Below are 14,670 nucleotides of genomic sequence, written 5' to 3'. Positions count from 1 at the left end.
AGGTCTCCGCGTACCCGGACGCCTACGCCCAGTGGGAGCAGCAGGCCGCCGACCTCGTCGCCAAGCACTGGAACAGCTGACCCGCAAGCAAGCAAACGCTGGCCGGCACCCCTCACGGGGTGCCGGCCAGCGGCATATCCAATGGCGACCGTTCAGGATCTCACCCGAGGGTACCGCGCGGGCTGGCTGGAGGCGTACCTGATGGGTCAGACGCGGAAGCCCGCGGCCCGGGCGGCCTGGCGTTCCCGGCGGCGGTCGGAGCGTCGGCGCAGGAACCAGAAGAGGAAGGCCACCAGGCCGAGCAGGAACGCCAGCACCAGCACCGGCAGGATGATCGCGGCCAGGGACATCACCACGCTGGTGGCGTCCTCGGCGGTGCTGGCCACCGGAGCGCCGAAGCCGGCGGTGGTGGCGTTGACGACCGGCCGGGCGGCGGACTTGAGCAGGTGTACGGCGAACGCGATGACCACGCCGGTCACCACCGGCACCCACTGGTGTGACGAGAAGAAGCTGCCCGGGTCGCTGACCGTGACCGTCTCGGAGCTGGACCCCGCGCCGAACGCGAGGCCGCCGGCGGTCGGCCGTACGACCGTCTGCACCAGGTCGTTGACGTGGTCGACCACCGGCACCTTGTCGGCGACGACCTCCACGGCGAGCAGCGCCGCCAGGATCGCCAGCACCCAGCCGTTGCCCAGCCACTGCCAGCCGCCGGGCAGGTCGATCAGGTCGGTGTAGCGGGCCAGCAGGCCCATGGTGAGCAGGGGGATGTAGGCGTTGAGACCCGCCGAGGCGGCGAGCCCGGTGCCGGTGAGGACTTCGAACACGATCTCAGCATCGCACCGGCACGCCAGTGCCGCTCGGTGGCGACGGTTCGGTCCTCGGCTACCCTCGTCGGGTGCGTCTGGTGATCGCGAAGTGCTCGGTGGACTACGTCGGACGGCTCTCGGCTCACCTGCCGCCAGCCATCCGACTCCTCATGGTGAAGGCGGACGGGTCGGTGTCGATCCACGCCGACGACCGGGCGTACAAGCCACTCAACTGGATGAGCCCGCCCTGCCGGCTCGAGGAGGCCCCCGGCGTCTGGCGGGTGGTCAACAAGGCCGGCGAGGAGCTGCGGATCACCCTGGAGGAGATCTTCCAGGACACCTCCTACGAGCTGGGCGTCGACCCGGGGCTGCGCAAGGACGGCGTCGAGGCGCACCTGCAGGAGCTGCTCGCCGCCAACCCGCAGACCCTCGGCGAGGGGTTCACCCTGGTCCGGCGCGAGTACATGACGGCGATCGGCCCGGTCGACCTACTCTGCCGGGATGCGAACTCCGGCGCGGTCGCCGTCGAGGTCAAGCGGCGCGGCGAGATCGACGGAGTGGAGCAGCTCACCCGCTACCTCGAACTGATGAACCGGGACCCGCTGCTCGCCCCGGTGACCGGCGTCTTCGCCGCCCAGGAGATCAAGCCGCAGGCCCGGGTGCTCGCCACCGACCGGGGCATCCGCTGCGTCGTGGTCGACTACGACAAGCTGCGCGGCATCGAGCGCGACGAGCTGACCCTGTTCTGACCGCGGGGCCGCCGCCGTCCGGGATCACCCGTCAGCGTCGGCCGTACATCAGCTTGGCGGCCTTGACCAGGCGGGCGACGTCGGCGGGCGTCCGCTCGAAGGTCATCGAGGGCAGCAGTGACCGGGCCCGTCGTCGGGTGATCGCCTTGGCCCGGCCGAACTCGCGCAGCCCGTCCTCGCCGTGGATGCGGCCGAAGCCGGAGTCGCCCACCCCGCCGAACGGCAGCGTGGACATCCCGGCGAAGGTCAGCGCCGAGTTGACGGAGGCCATGCCCGAGCGCAGCTGCCGGGCGATCGCCACCGCGTGCTTCCGGCCGAAGACCGAACCCCCCAGGCCGTACGACAGGGCGTTGGCCCGGCGGACGGCCTCGTCGGCGTCGCGTACCCGGTTGATGGTCAGCGTCGGGCCGAAGGTCTCCTCCCGGACGGCGGCGGAGGACTCCGGCACGTCCACCAGCACGGTCGGGTGCACGTACGGCGGCCGTACGGCCTCCGCCCCGCCGAGGACGGCCCGGCCGCCCGCGGCCACCGCGTCGTCGATGTGCCGGCGGATCACGTCGAGCTGAGCGGGCATGGTGATCGGCCCGATGTCCGACCCCTCGGCGCCGACGGTCAACCGCCCGGCGCGGGCCACCACCTTGTCGACGAAGGCGTCGAAGACCGGGTCGACCGCATAGACCCGCTCGATGCCGATGCAGGTCTGGCCGGCGTTGGTCAGCGCGCCCCACACGCAGGCCTCGGCGGCCCCGTCCAGGTCGGCGTCCGCGTCGACGATCATCGCGTCCTTGCCGCCTGCCTCCAGCAGCACCGGGGTCAGCGACTCGGCGCAGGCGGCCATCACCTTCCTGGCCGTGGCGGTGGAGCCGGTGAAGGCGACCTTATCCACCCCGGACCGGCACAGCGCCGCCCCGACGTCGCCGAGCCCGTGCACGGCGGTGAGCACCGGCTGCTCCGGCACCACCTCGGCGAAGCTGTCGACCAGCCACTGGCCGACCGCCGGGGTGTACTCGCTGGGCTTGAGCACCACCGCGTTGCCGGCCGCCAGCGCGTACGCGGTCGAGCCGATCGGGGTGAAGACGGGGTAGTTCCAGGGGCCGATCACGCCGATCACCCCGTACGGCTGGTATTCGAGGTGGCCGGCGAACTCGGCGAGGATCAGCCGGGACCGCACCCGGCGTGGGCCGAGGACCCGGCGGGCGTTGCGGGCGGCCCAGTCGACGTGCTCGATCGCGGTGAGGATCTCGACGATGGCGTCGGCGACCGGCTTGCCGCCCTCGACGTGGACCAGCTGGGCGAGCTCCTCGATTCGCCGGGCCAGCACGCCGCGCCAGCGCAGCAGCCGTTCCCGGCGGCCGGTGAAGCCCAGGCCGGCCCACCACGCGCCGGCCTGGCGGGCGCGCTCGACCGTGCGGGTGACGTCGGCGGGGGTGGCGACCGGGAGTCGGCCCGCCTCGGCGCCCGTCGCCGGGCTGGTCGAGACCAACCGGCCGTCCTCGATGACCGGGGTGCCCGGGACATGCACAGCCGTCATGGCGGAAGTCTAGACCCGGTGATTACCGGCCGGTAGGGGCGACGGCGACCGTCCACTCCGCACCCGTCCGGCGTCCCGGGCGGACCGGGCGGCCGGTGTAGGGCTCGGTTCGGTGGACCGGAGATGTACGCCCGGGGTCGCGGAGATGGCCTCCCGGGTGGTGAGCTGGTTACAGCGAGTCTGGCAGGCTTGCGCCGGGGCGACGGTGGGTGGGGAGCTGACTGTCCATGGTGGAACATCCGGAACTGGTACCACTGGTCAGGGTGGCGGGCGGGCCGATGCGGGGGGCGAGCTTTCGGCTGGGCCCCCAGCCGCTGGTGATCGGCCGGGCGCCGACGGCCGACATCGCGGTGCCCGATCCGCACCTGAGCCGGCGGCACGCCGAGGTGCGACTGACCGATGCCGGCGCGGTCCTGGTCGACCTGGCGTCGACCAACGGGACCTGGCTCAACGACCGGCGGATCAGCGGCCCGGAGCCGCTCTGCGACGGGGACGTCATCCGGCTCGGCCGCACGGAGCTGCGGTACTCCGACCCCGGGCTGGCCACCACCGACCCGGTCGGGCTGCGGTTCGCCGGCGGCGGCGTCCGACGCGACCACCGGCCCACCCTGCCGCTGCCGCTCGCGCCCTCGACCGGGCCGACCGACGCCTGGCCGGCCGGCACCCCGGTGTCGTCGCGGGCGGTCACCGACACCGCCTCCTGACCCGACACCGCCTCCTGACCCGACGCCGGCCGGGGCGGCGACATCGTGGCCGGGGCGATCGTGGGGCGCCGACCCATGGACCGGCCCGCCCGACCGTGGCACGATGCCGCGGATGGAGACCGAGCAGCGGACCGTGACGGCGAACGGCATCACCCAGCGGGTCCGGGTGGCCGGGCCGCCCGACGGCGTGCCGGTGCTGCTGGTGCACGGCAACGGTTCCTCCTCGGCGTTCTGGGAGCCGCTGATTCGCCGGCTGCCGGCCACGCTGCGGGTGGTCGCGCCGGACCTGCGGGGCTACGGCGACACCGAGACCGCCCCGGTGGACGCCACCCGAGGGCTGACCGACTTCGCCGACGACGTGGCCGCCCTGCTGGACCTGCCGGAACTCTTCGCCGCCGACGCCCGCCCGCTGGTGGCCGGCCACTCCCTCGGTGGCGGGGTGGCGATGCGACTGCTGGTGGACCACCCCACCCGGGTGGCCGGCCTGCTCCTGGAGGCGCCGGTCTCGCCGTACGGCTTCGGTGGCACCCGGGACCTCGACGGCACACCCACCACGCCGGACTTCGCCGGCACCGGGGCCGGCACCGCCAACGCCGACTTCGTGGCCCGACTCGCGGCCGGCGACCGGGGCGAGGAGGCCCGGACCAGCCCGCGCAGCGTCCTGCGGGCCACCTACGTGGCCGATCCCGCCAGCCTCGGCGACGACGAGGAGCTGCTGCTCGACAGCTTGCTCTCGACCGCCACCGGAGACGGCAACTACCCGGGCACGGTGGCCACCTCGGCGCACTGGCCCGGCATCGCGGCGGGGGAGCGGGGCGTGCTCAACGCCCTCGCCCCGGTCCACTTCCAAATCGCCGACGAGCTGGTCGCCGTCGCGGTCAAGCCGCCGGTCACCTGGGTACGCGGCGACGCCGACGTGATCGTCTCGGACACCTCGCTGTTCGACCTGGCGTACCTGGGGTCGCTGGGCCTGGTGCCGGGCTGGCCGGGGGAGGAGGACTGCCCGCCGCAGCCGATGATCGGGCAGACCCGAGCGGTGCTGGAGCGGTACGCGGCGGCCGGCGGGTCGTACCGCGAGGTGGTGCTCCCCGGCTGTGGACACAGCCCGCACCTGGAGCGGCCGGCCGAGTTCGTGGCGGAGCTGCTGGCGCTGCTGACGGGATCGACAGCCCCTGCGTGAAATATCCCACGGCGTCTCGACAACGCAGCGTCACGTGGCAGACTCCGGCGCATAACCTTAGCGGCCGTTCATGTCGGCAACGGCGGAGTCAAACCAAGGGGAGGCCGGTCGTGGCGCGCGAGTTCACCAGTGTGGGTGTGGTGGGTCTGGGCACCATGGGTGCCGGCATCGTGGAGGTCTTCGCCCGCAACGGCATCGACGTCGTCGCGGTGGAGATCTCCGAGGCCGCCGTGGAGCGGGGCCGGGCCACCCTCAAGGGCTCGACCGACCGGGCGGTGGCGAAGGGCAAGCTTGCCGAGGCCGACCGGGATGCCCTGCACTCCCGGGTCGACTTCAAGGTGGGGCTGGACGCGCTGCACTCGGTGGACCTGGTGATCGAGGCCGTGCCCGAGCACCTCGACCTGAAGCAGCGGATCTTCGCCGAGCTGGACCGGGTCTGCAAGCCCGAGGCGATCCTGGCCACCAACACCTCCTCGCTGAGCGTCACCGAGATCTCGGTCGCCACCGGCCGGCCCAACCAGGTCATCGGCATCCACTTCTTCAACCCGGCGCCGGTGATGAAGCTGGTCGAGGTGGTCCGCACCGTGGTCACCTCCGCCGACGTGGTGGCCGACGTGGAGGCGCTCTGCGCCCGCCTCGGCAAGGTCGACGTCACCATCAGCGACCGGGCCGGCTTCATCGCCAACGCGCTGCTCTTCGGCTACCTCAACCACGCGGTGAGCATGTTCGAGGGGCGGTACGCCACCCGCGAGGACATCGACGCCGCCATGAAGCTCGGCTGCGGCCTGCCGATGGGTCCGCTCGCGCTGATGGACCTGATCGGCCTGGACACCGCGTACGAGATCCTCGACACCATGTACCGGCGCGGCGGGCGGGACCGCCGGCACGCCCCGGTGCCGCTGATCAAGCAGATGGTCACCGCGGGTCTGCTCGGCCGCAAGTCCGGCCGGGGCTTCTACACCTACGAGCGGCCGGGCTCCCCGGTGGTCGTACCCGACGAGCACACGCCGGTGGCGGCGGGGTCGGCGCTCGCCGACGGCGCGCGCGGCATCGCGAAGGTCGGCGTGGTCGGCTCCGGCACCATGGCCACCGGCATCATCGAGGTCTTCGCCAAGGCCGGCTACGAGGTCGTCTCGGTGACCCGCGGCGCGGAGAAGTCCGCCAAGGTCTTCGAGGCCGTCAAGACCTCGCTCAACAAGGGCGTGGTGCGCGGCAAGCTCAGCGACGCCGACCGGGACGCCGCGCTCGGCCGGATCAACTGGTCGGCGACGCTGGAGCACCTGGCCGACGTCGACCTGGTGGTCGAGGCCGTGGTCGAGGAGCTGAGCGTCAAGAAGGCCCTCTTCGCCAGCCTCGACGAGATCTGCAAGCCGGGCGTCGTGCTCGCCACCACCACCTCCTCGCTGCCGGTGATCGACGTGGCGATGGCCACCCAGCGGCCGGCGGACGTGGTCGGGCTGCACTTCTTCAACCCGGCGCCGATCATGCCGCTGGTCGAGGTGGTGCAGACCATCCGCACCTCGGCGGAGACCACCGCCGTCGCCCGCGCGGTCTGCGCGGCGCTGGGCAAGACCGGCGTGGTCTGCGGCGACCGGTCCGGCTTCATCGTCAACGCGCTGCTCTTCCCGTACCTGAACGACGCGGTGAAGATGCTGGAGGCCAGCTACTCCACCGCCGACGACATCGACTACGCGATGAAGCTCGGCTGCGGCTACCCGATGGGCCCGTTCGAGCTGCTCGACGTGGTCGGGCTGGACGTCTCGCTGGCCATCCAGCGGGAGCTCTACCTGGAGCTGCGTGAGCCGGGCTTCGCCCCCGCGCCGCTGCTGGAGCACCTGGTCACCGCCGGCTACCTGGGTCGCAAGAGCGGCCGGGGCTTCCGCGACCACACCCGCCGCTGAGCGGTGTCAACAGCGGGCGCCGGTGACGGCGTCTGACTGGTGTGACCTTCGAGGAGTACGTCAGCAGTCGCGGGCCGGCGCTCGTCCGGCTGGCCCGGCTGCTGACCGGTGACGAGCACCGGGCCGAGGACCTCACCCAGGACGTGCTGGCGCGCGCGTACGTGCACTGGCGCAGGATCTCCCGGGCCGACCGACCGGACGTCTACGTGCGCCGGATGCTGGTCAACGCCAACACCTCCTGGTGGCGGCGGCGGTCCAGCCGGGAGCTGGCCACGGCGGAGTTCGCCGAGCGCGCCGGCCGGTTCGACCTGGGCGGCGAGACCGCCGACCGGGACGAGATGTGGCGGTTGATCCTCGGCCTGCCCGACCGGCAGCGGGCGGTGCTGGTGCTGCGCTACTACGAGGACCTCGACGACGCGACCATCGCCCAGATTCTCGGCTGCTCCGCGGTCACCGTCCGCACCCACGCGATGCGGGCGCTCAGCCAGCTCCGGGAGCGCCACGGCGCCCCGACGACGAACGGGAGCCGGTCGTGACCGACCTCGACGAGCGGATCGCGCGGACCCTCCGGGAGCACGCTGACGGGCCCGTGGACACCGGCCGGCTGGTGACGGCCGCGGTGAACGGGGGACGGGCCCGTCGGCGACGGCGCCGCGCGGTGGTCGGGGCCGCACTGGGCGTCGCGGTCGCGCTGGGGGCCGGCATGGCCCTGCGTACGCCCACGCCGGCGCCCTCCCCGACGCCGGCCGTGACGCCCAGCCCGACCGTCGTCGTTCCGCCCCGGGCGCCGGGGGTGCCGGGGGCGGCGGCCCGCCCCGGCCTGGTCGGCTCCGATCGGGCGGTGCTGCACTTCGGGGTGGACCCGGCGGTGGGGCAGCCGGTGGCCTGGCGCTCTGCGGACCGGGTCGAGACCATGAACCTGGACCTCGGCGGGGGAGTGTTGGCGCTGGTCGCGGTCGGCGCCGATCCCCAGAAGGTCGAATTCGGCACCAACTTCCCGTACGACATCGGGCCGGACGAGGTCGACAGGTCGGGTCAGGGTGAGGAGCGCGACCGGCGCCCCGGGGATGCCGCCTCCCGGTACAACGGGTTGCCGCGCCGGCTGGACGAGGTCACGAGGGGCTGGGTGCTGCGGTGGCGGCCCGCCCCGGGCGTCTACGCCCGGGTCGCCACCCTCGGTGACACCGATGCCGAGGTGCGCCGGGTGGCGGCGGCGCTGCGCTTCGACGAGGCGCGCCGCTGCGTCACGCCGATGCGACTCACCACCCTGCCGAAGGGGGCCTGGATCGGCGAGTGCGAGGTGTCGGTGCGGGAGCTGCCCTGGCCGAGCGAGGCGAACCGGGCGCGGAGGCTGCCCCCGGGGTCCGGGCCCGCCGGCCCGGTGGAACGGACCAGCGCCGTGCTGACCGTCCGGATGGCCAACTGGGCGTCCCTGCCGGTCAGACTGCACTACTCGGCCGAGACCGAGAACGACCCGAGGATTCCGGTCCACCGGACCGTGGGCCCGTGGAAGGTGTTCGAGTCGGGCTACTTCAAAGACGTGCTCGGCATCCCGCACACTCATCTGTCCATGGGGCGGGAGCTCAGCACGGACAAGGGGCCGTACGACGCCGACGTGTTCACGGTGATCCGGGGGCTGCGGGTGGCCGACGACCTTGGCGAGCCGACCAGCTGGGAGTGACCGTAACCTTGACGATGTGAGCCCCCGTCGCAATCGTCCTCGCCGCGAGGACACCGCCCACCTGGACTCGGCCCGGGTCCGGCAGGGCGTGGAGTCGGTGCAGCAGTGGCGCGACGGCGAGTGGCAGGTACGCGGGATCGGCGGCGGTGCGTCCACCAAGACGTACCGCTGCCCCGGTTGTGACCAGGAGATCCGCCCGGGGGTGGCGCACCTGGTGGCCTGGCCGGCGGACGGCACGGGCGACCTGACCGACCGCCGGCACTGGCACAGCGGCTGCTGGCGGGCCCGGGACCGGCGGGGCCCGAATCTGCTGCGCGGGCGGGGCGCCCCCCGGCACGGCTGAGCGATCTGGATCACCCGGTTTCGGCCCGGGCGGGCGGCGGCGGCGAGGACGGGCCAGACTTGACCCGTGAGCACTCCGATCCGCGCGTCGTCGATCCTGCCGGGCCACCGGGAGGACATCGAGCTGCACACCGCCGACGGCCTGCGCCTGGTCGGTGAGCTGGCCCGACCGCTGGGCCGCGAGCCGGTGGGCACCCTGGTCTGCCTGCATCCGCTGCCGACGCACGGCGGGATGATGGACAGCCACGTCTTCCGCAAGGCCGCCTGGCGGCTGCCGGCGCTGGCCGACCTGGCGGTGCTCCGGTTCAACACCCGGGGCACCAGCAGCGTCCGGGGCACCAGCGAGGGGGCGTTCGACAACGCGGTGGGGGAGCGCTTCGACGTCGCCGCCGCGATCGAGTACGCGGAGTTCCACGAGCTGCCGAACATCTGGCTGGTCGGCTGGTCGTTCGGCACGGACCTGACCATCAGGTACGGCTGCGACCCCGCGGTGGCCGGGGCGATCCTGCTCTCCCCGCCGCTGCGCTACTCCCAGCCGGAGGACCTGGCCGTCTGGGCGGAGTCGGGCCGGCCGCTCACCGCCCTGGTGCCGGAGTTCGACGACTACCTGCGGCCGGCGGAGGCGCGGGAGCGTTTCGCGGCGGTGCCGCAGGCCGAGGTGGTCGGGGTGCCCGGCGCCAAGCACCTCTGGGTGGGTGACGCCGAACGGGTGCTGGACGAGATCGTCAAGCGGGTCAACCCGGCGGTGCCGCTGCCGCTGCCGACGACCTGGGACGGCCCGGTGGAGACCGGCGACGTCAGCGCGTACGCCGACCGGACGGTGGCCTCCTTCGCCGACACCCCGGTGCCCGGCCCGCAGCGGGACTGACCCGGTTCAGCGGGAGTCCTGCCGGGGCAGCACCACCTCGCGCAGGATCAGCTGGAGGGCGGCCACCGTGGGGATGGCAACCAGCGCGCCGACCACGCCGATCAGCGCCACCCCGAGCAGCGCGGCGAGCAGGGCGGCCACCTCGTTGACCTGCACCGACCGGCGCATCACCTTCGGGTAGATCAGGTAGTTCTCCACCTGCTGGTAGATCAGGAAGAACACCACGCAGGCGATCCCCTCCGGCAGCCCGGTGGCGAAGCCGACCAGGCTGATGATCACCGCGCCGAGGGTGGCGCCGATCTGCGGGATCAGGTCGGTCACCGCGACCACCACGGCCAGCGCGAACGGGTACGGCAGCCCGACGACCAGCGCGAACACGAAGGTGGTCACCCCGGCCAGGACGGCGATGCTCAGCGCGCCCACCATGTACGCCCCCACCTTGGCGAGGATCTCGTCGCCGATCAGGCTGACCCGCTGCCGCCGCGAGCGGGGCACCAGGGCGTACCCGAGGGCGCGCAGCTTGTCGAAGTAGGCCAGGAAGTAGATGGTCAGCACCAGCACGGTGAGCGCCCGGAACAGGGTGCCGAAGATCAGTTGGGCGCCACCGAGCACCCCGCCGAGCGCCCGGCCGACGGTGTCCGCGTTCGCCGCCTCCTGCACCCGGCGCATCACGCCGTAGCGTTCCACCAGGTCGTTGACGGTGTGGTTGCGGCGCAACTCCTCGACGTAGCTGGGCAGCTGCTCGATGAACTGCCCGCTCTGGGTGACCACCGGTGGCACCAGGGCCACCAGGCCGCCGGCGATCAGCAGCATCACGGTCAGCACGACCAGGGCGACGGCGAGGCCGTGCGGCAGGCCCCAGCGGCGCAGCCGGACCACCGCCGGGTTGAGCCCCACCGCCAGGAAGAGCGCGATGACCACCAGGACGAGGATGCCGCCGGCGTTGCGGATGCCGAGGTAGACCGTGTACGCCAGCAGCACCCCGAGCGCGCCGGTGAAGCCGATCAGGAAAGGACTCGGGCGTAGCGGACGGCCGGGCTGGCCGAACCGGCCCGACGGGGTGGTCACCGGGCCGGGCGCCTCGAAGTCCGTCGGGTCGCCGCCGGCCGCCTCGCCTGGCGTCGCGTCCCGGTCGGGATCGGTCGCCGCGTCGTCGTGGGGCGGACCGTCCTGTGCCACCGGACCTCCCCCGGTCCCGCTCCGGCGTGGGTCACCGGAGGTCGTCGCGGGGATCCGCGCCGACGGCACTGTCCGTGCGGACCCCTGTCGGCAGGGTAGTGGCGGCCGGTGCCCCCCGGCCACCCCCTGGTCACTCGGGCTCGACGCTGACCGTGCTCGGCTTGGCGCTGCGCTCGTCGGTGGTGGGCTTGCTCGGCCGCTTGCCGTTCTCCCCGGTGCTGGTGATCTTCGTCGGGGTGGCCTCCCGGCCACCGCTGCCGGGCACCGCCGCCACGGTGGGCTCACCGTCCACACCGGCGCCGGCGGCGCCGCCGTCCACCGTGGTGACCGGCTCGGCGACCGGTTTGGCCCTCAGCTTGCCGCCGTTGGCGGAGACCGGCTCGGCCGCCGGCTTACCGCCGTTGGTCGGCGCTTCCGCCGAGGTCGCGTCGCCGGCCGGCGCGTCCACCGGCTTGGTGCCGTCGGGCGCCGGGACCGCAGCCTTCACCGCGGCCGGCTTCGCGCCGTCGGCCGCCTGTGCGGTGGTCTTCACTCCGGCCGGTTTCGCGCCGTCGGCCGTCTGGGCCGTCGCCTTCACCCCGGCCGGCTTCGCGCCGTCCGTCGTCGGCCCGGTTCCGTCCAGCCCGGGTACGGCCGCCGTGCCGGTCATCCTGCGCAGCTGGAGTTCGGTGATCTGCCGCTGCACCTCGTCGAACTCCTGGCGGGCCTGCCAGGTCTCCTGCCGCAGGTTGGCGAGCTCCTGCTGGGCCTGGGCGATCTCCAGCATCACCTGGGCCAGCTGCTGGCGGCCGGCTGCGGCCTCCTGCTGCGTCGCGGCGAGGTGCTGCTGGGTGGTGGCCAGGTGCTGCTGGGTGGTGGCCGCGTACTCCTCGAACTGGCGGCGGGAGGCGGCGACGTGCTCGTCGGCCTTGCGGCGCTTCTCGACGGCCTCGGTCTCGGCCCGCTGGAGCAGCGCGGTGGCCTCCTCCTCCGCCCGGCGGCGCATGGTCGACGCGTCGGTCTCGGCGGAGCGGCGGATCTTGGCGGCGCCCTGCTCGATCTCGTCGCGCCGCGCGGTCCACTCCCGCTCCAGCTGGTCGTGCCGCGTCTTGTGCTGCTTGTCGAGCTCGTCGCGGCGCTTGGCGTACTCCTGCTCGGCGGCGGCGTGGCGCTGGGCCAGCTCCCGGTCGGCGGCCTCCCGTCGACTGTTGACCTCCTGCTCCACCCCGGCCCGCCAGGCGCCCAGCTCCTGCTGGGTCTGGGCCCGGGCGTGCTGCACGTACGCCTCGGTCTCGCTGCGCATCCGCTGCACGTACGCCTCGGTGTCAGTGCGGCTGCGCTTGGCCACCTCGGCGGCCTCGGTGGTCAGCCGGTGCGCCTCCTGCCGGGCCCGGCCGCGGGTGCCCTTCGCCGCCTCCTCGGCGTCGTCGGTGATCCGCTTGGCCTCCTGGAGCGCCTTCGCGTGAGTGGCGCGACCGGCCTCGGCCGCCGACTCGGTGAGCCGCTTGGCCTCCTGCTGGGCCTTGGCGTGCACCTCCTTGGCCGCCTCGCGCAGCTGGGTCGCGTCCCGCTGGGCCTTGGCCAGCGACTCCTTGGCCGTCTCACGCAGCTTGGTGGCCTCCTGCTGGGCCCGGTTGTGGATCTCCCGGGCCGTGTCGCGCAGCTTGGTGGCCTCCTGCTGGGCCTTGGCCAGCGCCTCCTGCGCGGTGGTCCGCAGCCGGGTGGACTCCTCCTGCGCGGTGGTCCGCAGCAGGTTGGACTCCTCCTCCGCGGTGGCGCGCAGCCGGGCGGCGTCGTCCTTGGCGCTCTTGACCGCCGCGTCCGCCTCGGCCTTGCGGGCGGCGGTGTGCCGCTCCTCCTCGGCGCGCCGGGAGGCCAGGGCGATCTCGAAGTCCTTGAGGGCCTTGGCGGCCTGCTCCCGGGCCTCGTCGATGATGTGTTCGGCGGCGGCGCGGCGGGCCTCGATCTCGCCGTTGGCGGCGGAGAGGATCGCGTCGGCCTGCTCCTCGGCAAGGGCGAGGATCTGCTCCACCCGGGGGCCGAGGTGCTTGAACGAGGCCCGGTCCACGACGCCCACCTGCTTGCGAACCTGGGCGAGATCTCGCTGGAGGTGCTCGACCTGGCCGGCCAGCTTGTGGATCTGCGTGTAGGCCTGCTCCCGCTCGGCCGTGAGGGTCCCGATCTCGTGCTCCGCACGAGCGACGTACCGGTCGACCTGTCGTTTCTCGTACCCCCGCAGAGCGGACTCGAAGCTGGGCTCCGTGGTCACGTCCCCGCCGAGAGCGAACAGTTCCTCGCCGTGCGACATGCCCCCATCCTCACACGCATCCGGCCCTCCTGGGGCGATACGGACGCCCTGGTTGGGACCTACTTCACTGGTACTACCCGACCGCGTGTCACAGGCTGGGAAACGAATACAGCGCGGGGTCACACCGGCTACCCGGTGTCACCCCGCGCCGTGATTCATGCCCCGTCGGTACGGTGGGTCAGCTGGCGGTCTCCGCGGTCGCGCGCGGCGCGGCGTCGGCCTTGGCCGGCTCCGGCTTGGCCGCCGGCGGCTGGGCCGGCACGCCCGGGACGATCCCGGCCAGGCCGGAGAGCATCTGGCCGAGCTGGGAGGTGACGGCGTCCTTCTGGCGGGTCAGGTCCTCGACCTCGCGGCGGGCCGCCTGGGTGGTCAGTTCCGCCTCGGTGCGCGCCTCGGTGAGCAGCCGGTTCGCCTCGGCCTTGGCCTCGTTGAGGGTCTTCTCGGAGAGCGCCTTGGCCTTGTCGACGGTCTCGTTGGCGGTGCGCTCCGACTCGATCCGACGGGCCTCGGCCCGCTGCTCGATCTCCTTGGCCCGCTCCTGGGCGGCCCGGGCGCGCTGCTCGGCCTCGCCGACCAGCTTCTGGGTCTGCGCGACCTGGGCCGCGTGCCGCTCGGACTCCTCGCGCTCGGCCTTCTCCCGGCGCTCGGCGAGCTGGAGCTCCAGGGCCTGGAGGTCCTTGTCCCGCTTGTCGCGGGCGTCGGTGAGCAGCTTGGTCGCCTCGGCGCGCTTCTCCTCGGCCTCACGCGCGGCCTTCGCCCGCTGCTGGGTGATCTCCCGCTCGGCGGTGGCGCGCAGGGTGGCCACCTCACGCTCGACCGTGGACTTGAGCTCGGCCACCTCGTGGGCGGTGACCGTACGCAGCTGCTTGGTCTCCCGGTCGGCGTCGGCGCGCAGGGTGTCGGCCTCCCGGCGGGCCTGCACCCGGACCTCGGCGGCCTCCCGCTCGGCGGCGGTGCGGGCGCTGCCGGCCTCGCGCTCGGCGGTGGCCTTCATCGCGGCGGCCTCGGCGCGGGCCTTGTCGGTGATCTCGCGCGCCTCGAGGCGGGCCGCGGAGAGGATGCCCTCGGACTCGCGCTTGGCCTCGTTGCGGTGGTCGTTGGCCTGTTCCTCGGCCAACCGGAGGATCTGTTCGACCCGGGTGCCGAGACCGGAGAGGGTCGGCCGGCTGTTCTCCTCGAGCTGCTTGTTGGTGTCGGTGAGCTTCTGCTCGAGCGCCGACTGCCGCTGCTCGGCCTGGCGGAGCCGACGCTGCGCGTCGTTCATCCGCTGCTCGGCCTCGGCCCGGGCCTGTTCGGACTGGGTCAGCGCGGCGGTCATCCGGCCGATGAAGTCATCGACCTGGTGGGTGTTGTATCCGCGCAGGCCCACGGTGAAATCTGGCTGCGAGTTCGCGTTATCGAAGAACGCGAGAGGTGAGGACTGCTGCTGGGGCATTGGGACA

Annotated in this window: 13 protein-coding genes; 8 read left to right on the top strand and 5 right to left on the bottom strand. The window is 73.3% G+C overall.

Going from position 1 to position 14,670, the window contains the following annotated elements; translation table 11 throughout:
• Window positions 1-206: 206 nt before the first annotated feature.
• Window positions 207-824, bottom strand: a complete 618-nt coding sequence (locus V6U81_RS23970; RefSeq protein WP_334492331.1) for a DUF4126 domain-containing protein — start codon at window positions 822-824, stop codon at window positions 207-209.
• 71 nt (window positions 825-895) lie between these two features.
• Between V6U81_RS23970 and nucS the strand changes: the two genes are divergently transcribed.
• Entirely contained in the window at window positions 896-1,555 is a 660-nt protein-coding gene (gene nucS, locus V6U81_RS23965) for an endonuclease NucS (RefSeq protein WP_334492329.1), read from the top strand.
• A 31-nt stretch (window positions 1,556-1,586) separates the two neighbouring features.
• Here the strand turns inward: nucS and V6U81_RS23960 are convergent, their stop codons facing one another.
• Window positions 1,587-3,086, bottom strand: coding sequence for an aldehyde dehydrogenase family protein (locus V6U81_RS23960; RefSeq protein WP_334492327.1), 1,500 nt, complete (start codon window positions 3,084-3,086; stop codon window positions 1,587-1,589).
• Window positions 3,087-3,313: 227 nt separating this feature from the next.
• Here V6U81_RS23960 and V6U81_RS23955 point away from each other — a divergent pair, with 227 nt between their 5' ends.
• From V6U81_RS23955 to V6U81_RS23925, 7 genes are all read left to right on the top strand, one after another.
• The gene (locus tag V6U81_RS23955; protein WP_334492326.1) at window positions 3,314-3,790 is read left to right on the top strand and encodes an FHA domain-containing protein; all 477 of its coding nucleotides are present in this window, start codon (window positions 3,314-3,316) and stop codon (window positions 3,788-3,790) included.
• Window positions 3,791-3,902: 112 nt separating this feature from the next.
• Window positions 3,903-4,970 carry an alpha/beta hydrolase gene (locus tag V6U81_RS23950; protein ID WP_334492324.1) on the top strand — a complete coding sequence of 356 codons (1,068 nt, stop codon included), beginning with the start codon at window positions 3,903-3,905 and terminating at the stop codon, window positions 4,968-4,970.
• Between the two features lie 110 nt (window positions 4,971-5,080).
• The gene (locus V6U81_RS23945) at window positions 5,081-6,871 is read left to right on the top strand and encodes a 3-hydroxyacyl-CoA dehydrogenase family protein (RefSeq protein ID WP_334492322.1); all 1,791 of its coding nucleotides are present in this window, start codon (window positions 5,081-5,083) and stop codon (window positions 6,869-6,871) included.
• Window positions 6,872-6,912: 41 nt separating this feature from the next.
• Complete coding sequence (locus tag V6U81_RS23940; RefSeq protein WP_334492320.1) at window positions 6,913-7,407, top strand: SigE family RNA polymerase sigma factor; 495 nt, start codon at window positions 6,913-6,915, stop codon at window positions 7,405-7,407.
• Window positions 7,404-8,552, top strand: a complete 1,149-nt coding sequence (locus tag V6U81_RS23935) for a hypothetical protein (protein WP_334492318.1) — start codon at window positions 7,404-7,406, stop codon at window positions 8,550-8,552. Before V6U81_RS23940 ends, V6U81_RS23935 begins: the two co-directional genes overlap by 4 nt.
• A 16-nt stretch (window positions 8,553-8,568) precedes the next feature.
• Window positions 8,569-8,895 carry a hypothetical protein gene (locus V6U81_RS23930; protein WP_334492316.1) on the top strand — a complete coding sequence of 109 codons (327 nt, stop codon included), beginning with the start codon at window positions 8,569-8,571 and terminating at the stop codon, window positions 8,893-8,895.
• A gap of 66 nt (window positions 8,896-8,961) precedes the next feature.
• Window positions 8,962-9,762: an alpha/beta hydrolase gene (locus V6U81_RS23925; RefSeq protein ID WP_334492314.1), complete on the top strand. Its 801-nt coding sequence runs from the start codon at window positions 8,962-8,964 to the stop codon at window positions 9,760-9,762.
• Between the two features lie 6 nt (window positions 9,763-9,768).
• Here V6U81_RS23925 and V6U81_RS23920 read toward each other — a convergent pair whose 3' ends face one another.
• The 3 genes from V6U81_RS23920 to V6U81_RS23910 all read right to left on the bottom strand — a co-directional run bounded on the left by V6U81_RS23920 (window position 9,769) and on the right by V6U81_RS23910 (window position 14,663).
• Window positions 9,769-10,830 carry an AI-2E family transporter gene (locus V6U81_RS23920; RefSeq protein ID WP_334492335.1) on the bottom strand — a complete coding sequence of 354 codons (1,062 nt, stop codon included), beginning with the start codon at window positions 10,828-10,830 and terminating at the stop codon, window positions 9,769-9,771.
• Between the two features lie 241 nt (window positions 10,831-11,071).
• On the bottom strand, window positions 11,072-13,228 hold the full coding sequence (locus V6U81_RS23915; RefSeq protein WP_334492313.1) for a coiled-coil domain-containing protein: 2,157 nt from the start codon (window positions 13,226-13,228) through the stop codon (window positions 11,072-11,074).
• Window positions 13,229-13,406: 178 nt separating this feature from the next.
• The gene (locus tag V6U81_RS23910) at window positions 13,407-14,663 is read right to left on the bottom strand and encodes a coiled-coil domain-containing protein (protein WP_334492311.1); all 1,257 of its coding nucleotides are present in this window, start codon (window positions 14,661-14,663) and stop codon (window positions 13,407-13,409) included.
• Window positions 14,664-14,670: the final 7 nt, after the last annotated feature.

Source organism: Micromonospora lacuserhaii (genome assembly GCF_036902735.1).
Taxonomy (GTDB): Bacteria; Actinomycetota; Actinomycetes; order Mycobacteriales; family Micromonosporaceae; genus Micromonospora.
Note: the sequence above shows the minus strand (reverse complement) of the source record. Positions and strands in the feature narration are given on the sequence as shown.

Bases quoted from the DNA above. Each gene is read 5' to 3' on its own strand.
- V6U81_RS23960 (WP_334492327.1), bottom strand. From the start codon at position 3,086: ATGACGGCTGTGCATGTCCCGGGCACCCCGGTCATCGAGGACGGCCGG.
- V6U81_RS23910 (WP_334492311.1), bottom strand. From the start codon at position 14,663: ATGCCCCAGCAGCAGTCCTCACCTCTCGCGTTCTTCGATAACGCGAAC.
- V6U81_RS23915 (WP_334492313.1), bottom strand. From the start codon at position 13,228: ATGTCGCACGGCGAGGAACTGTTCGCTCTCGGCGGGGACGTGACCACG.
- V6U81_RS23950 (WP_334492324.1), top strand. From the start codon at position 3,903: ATGGAGACCGAGCAGCGGACCGTGACGGCGAACGGCATCACCCAGCGG.
- V6U81_RS23955 (WP_334492326.1), top strand. From the start codon at position 3,314: ATGGTGGAACATCCGGAACTGGTACCACTGGTCAGGGTGGCGGGCGGG.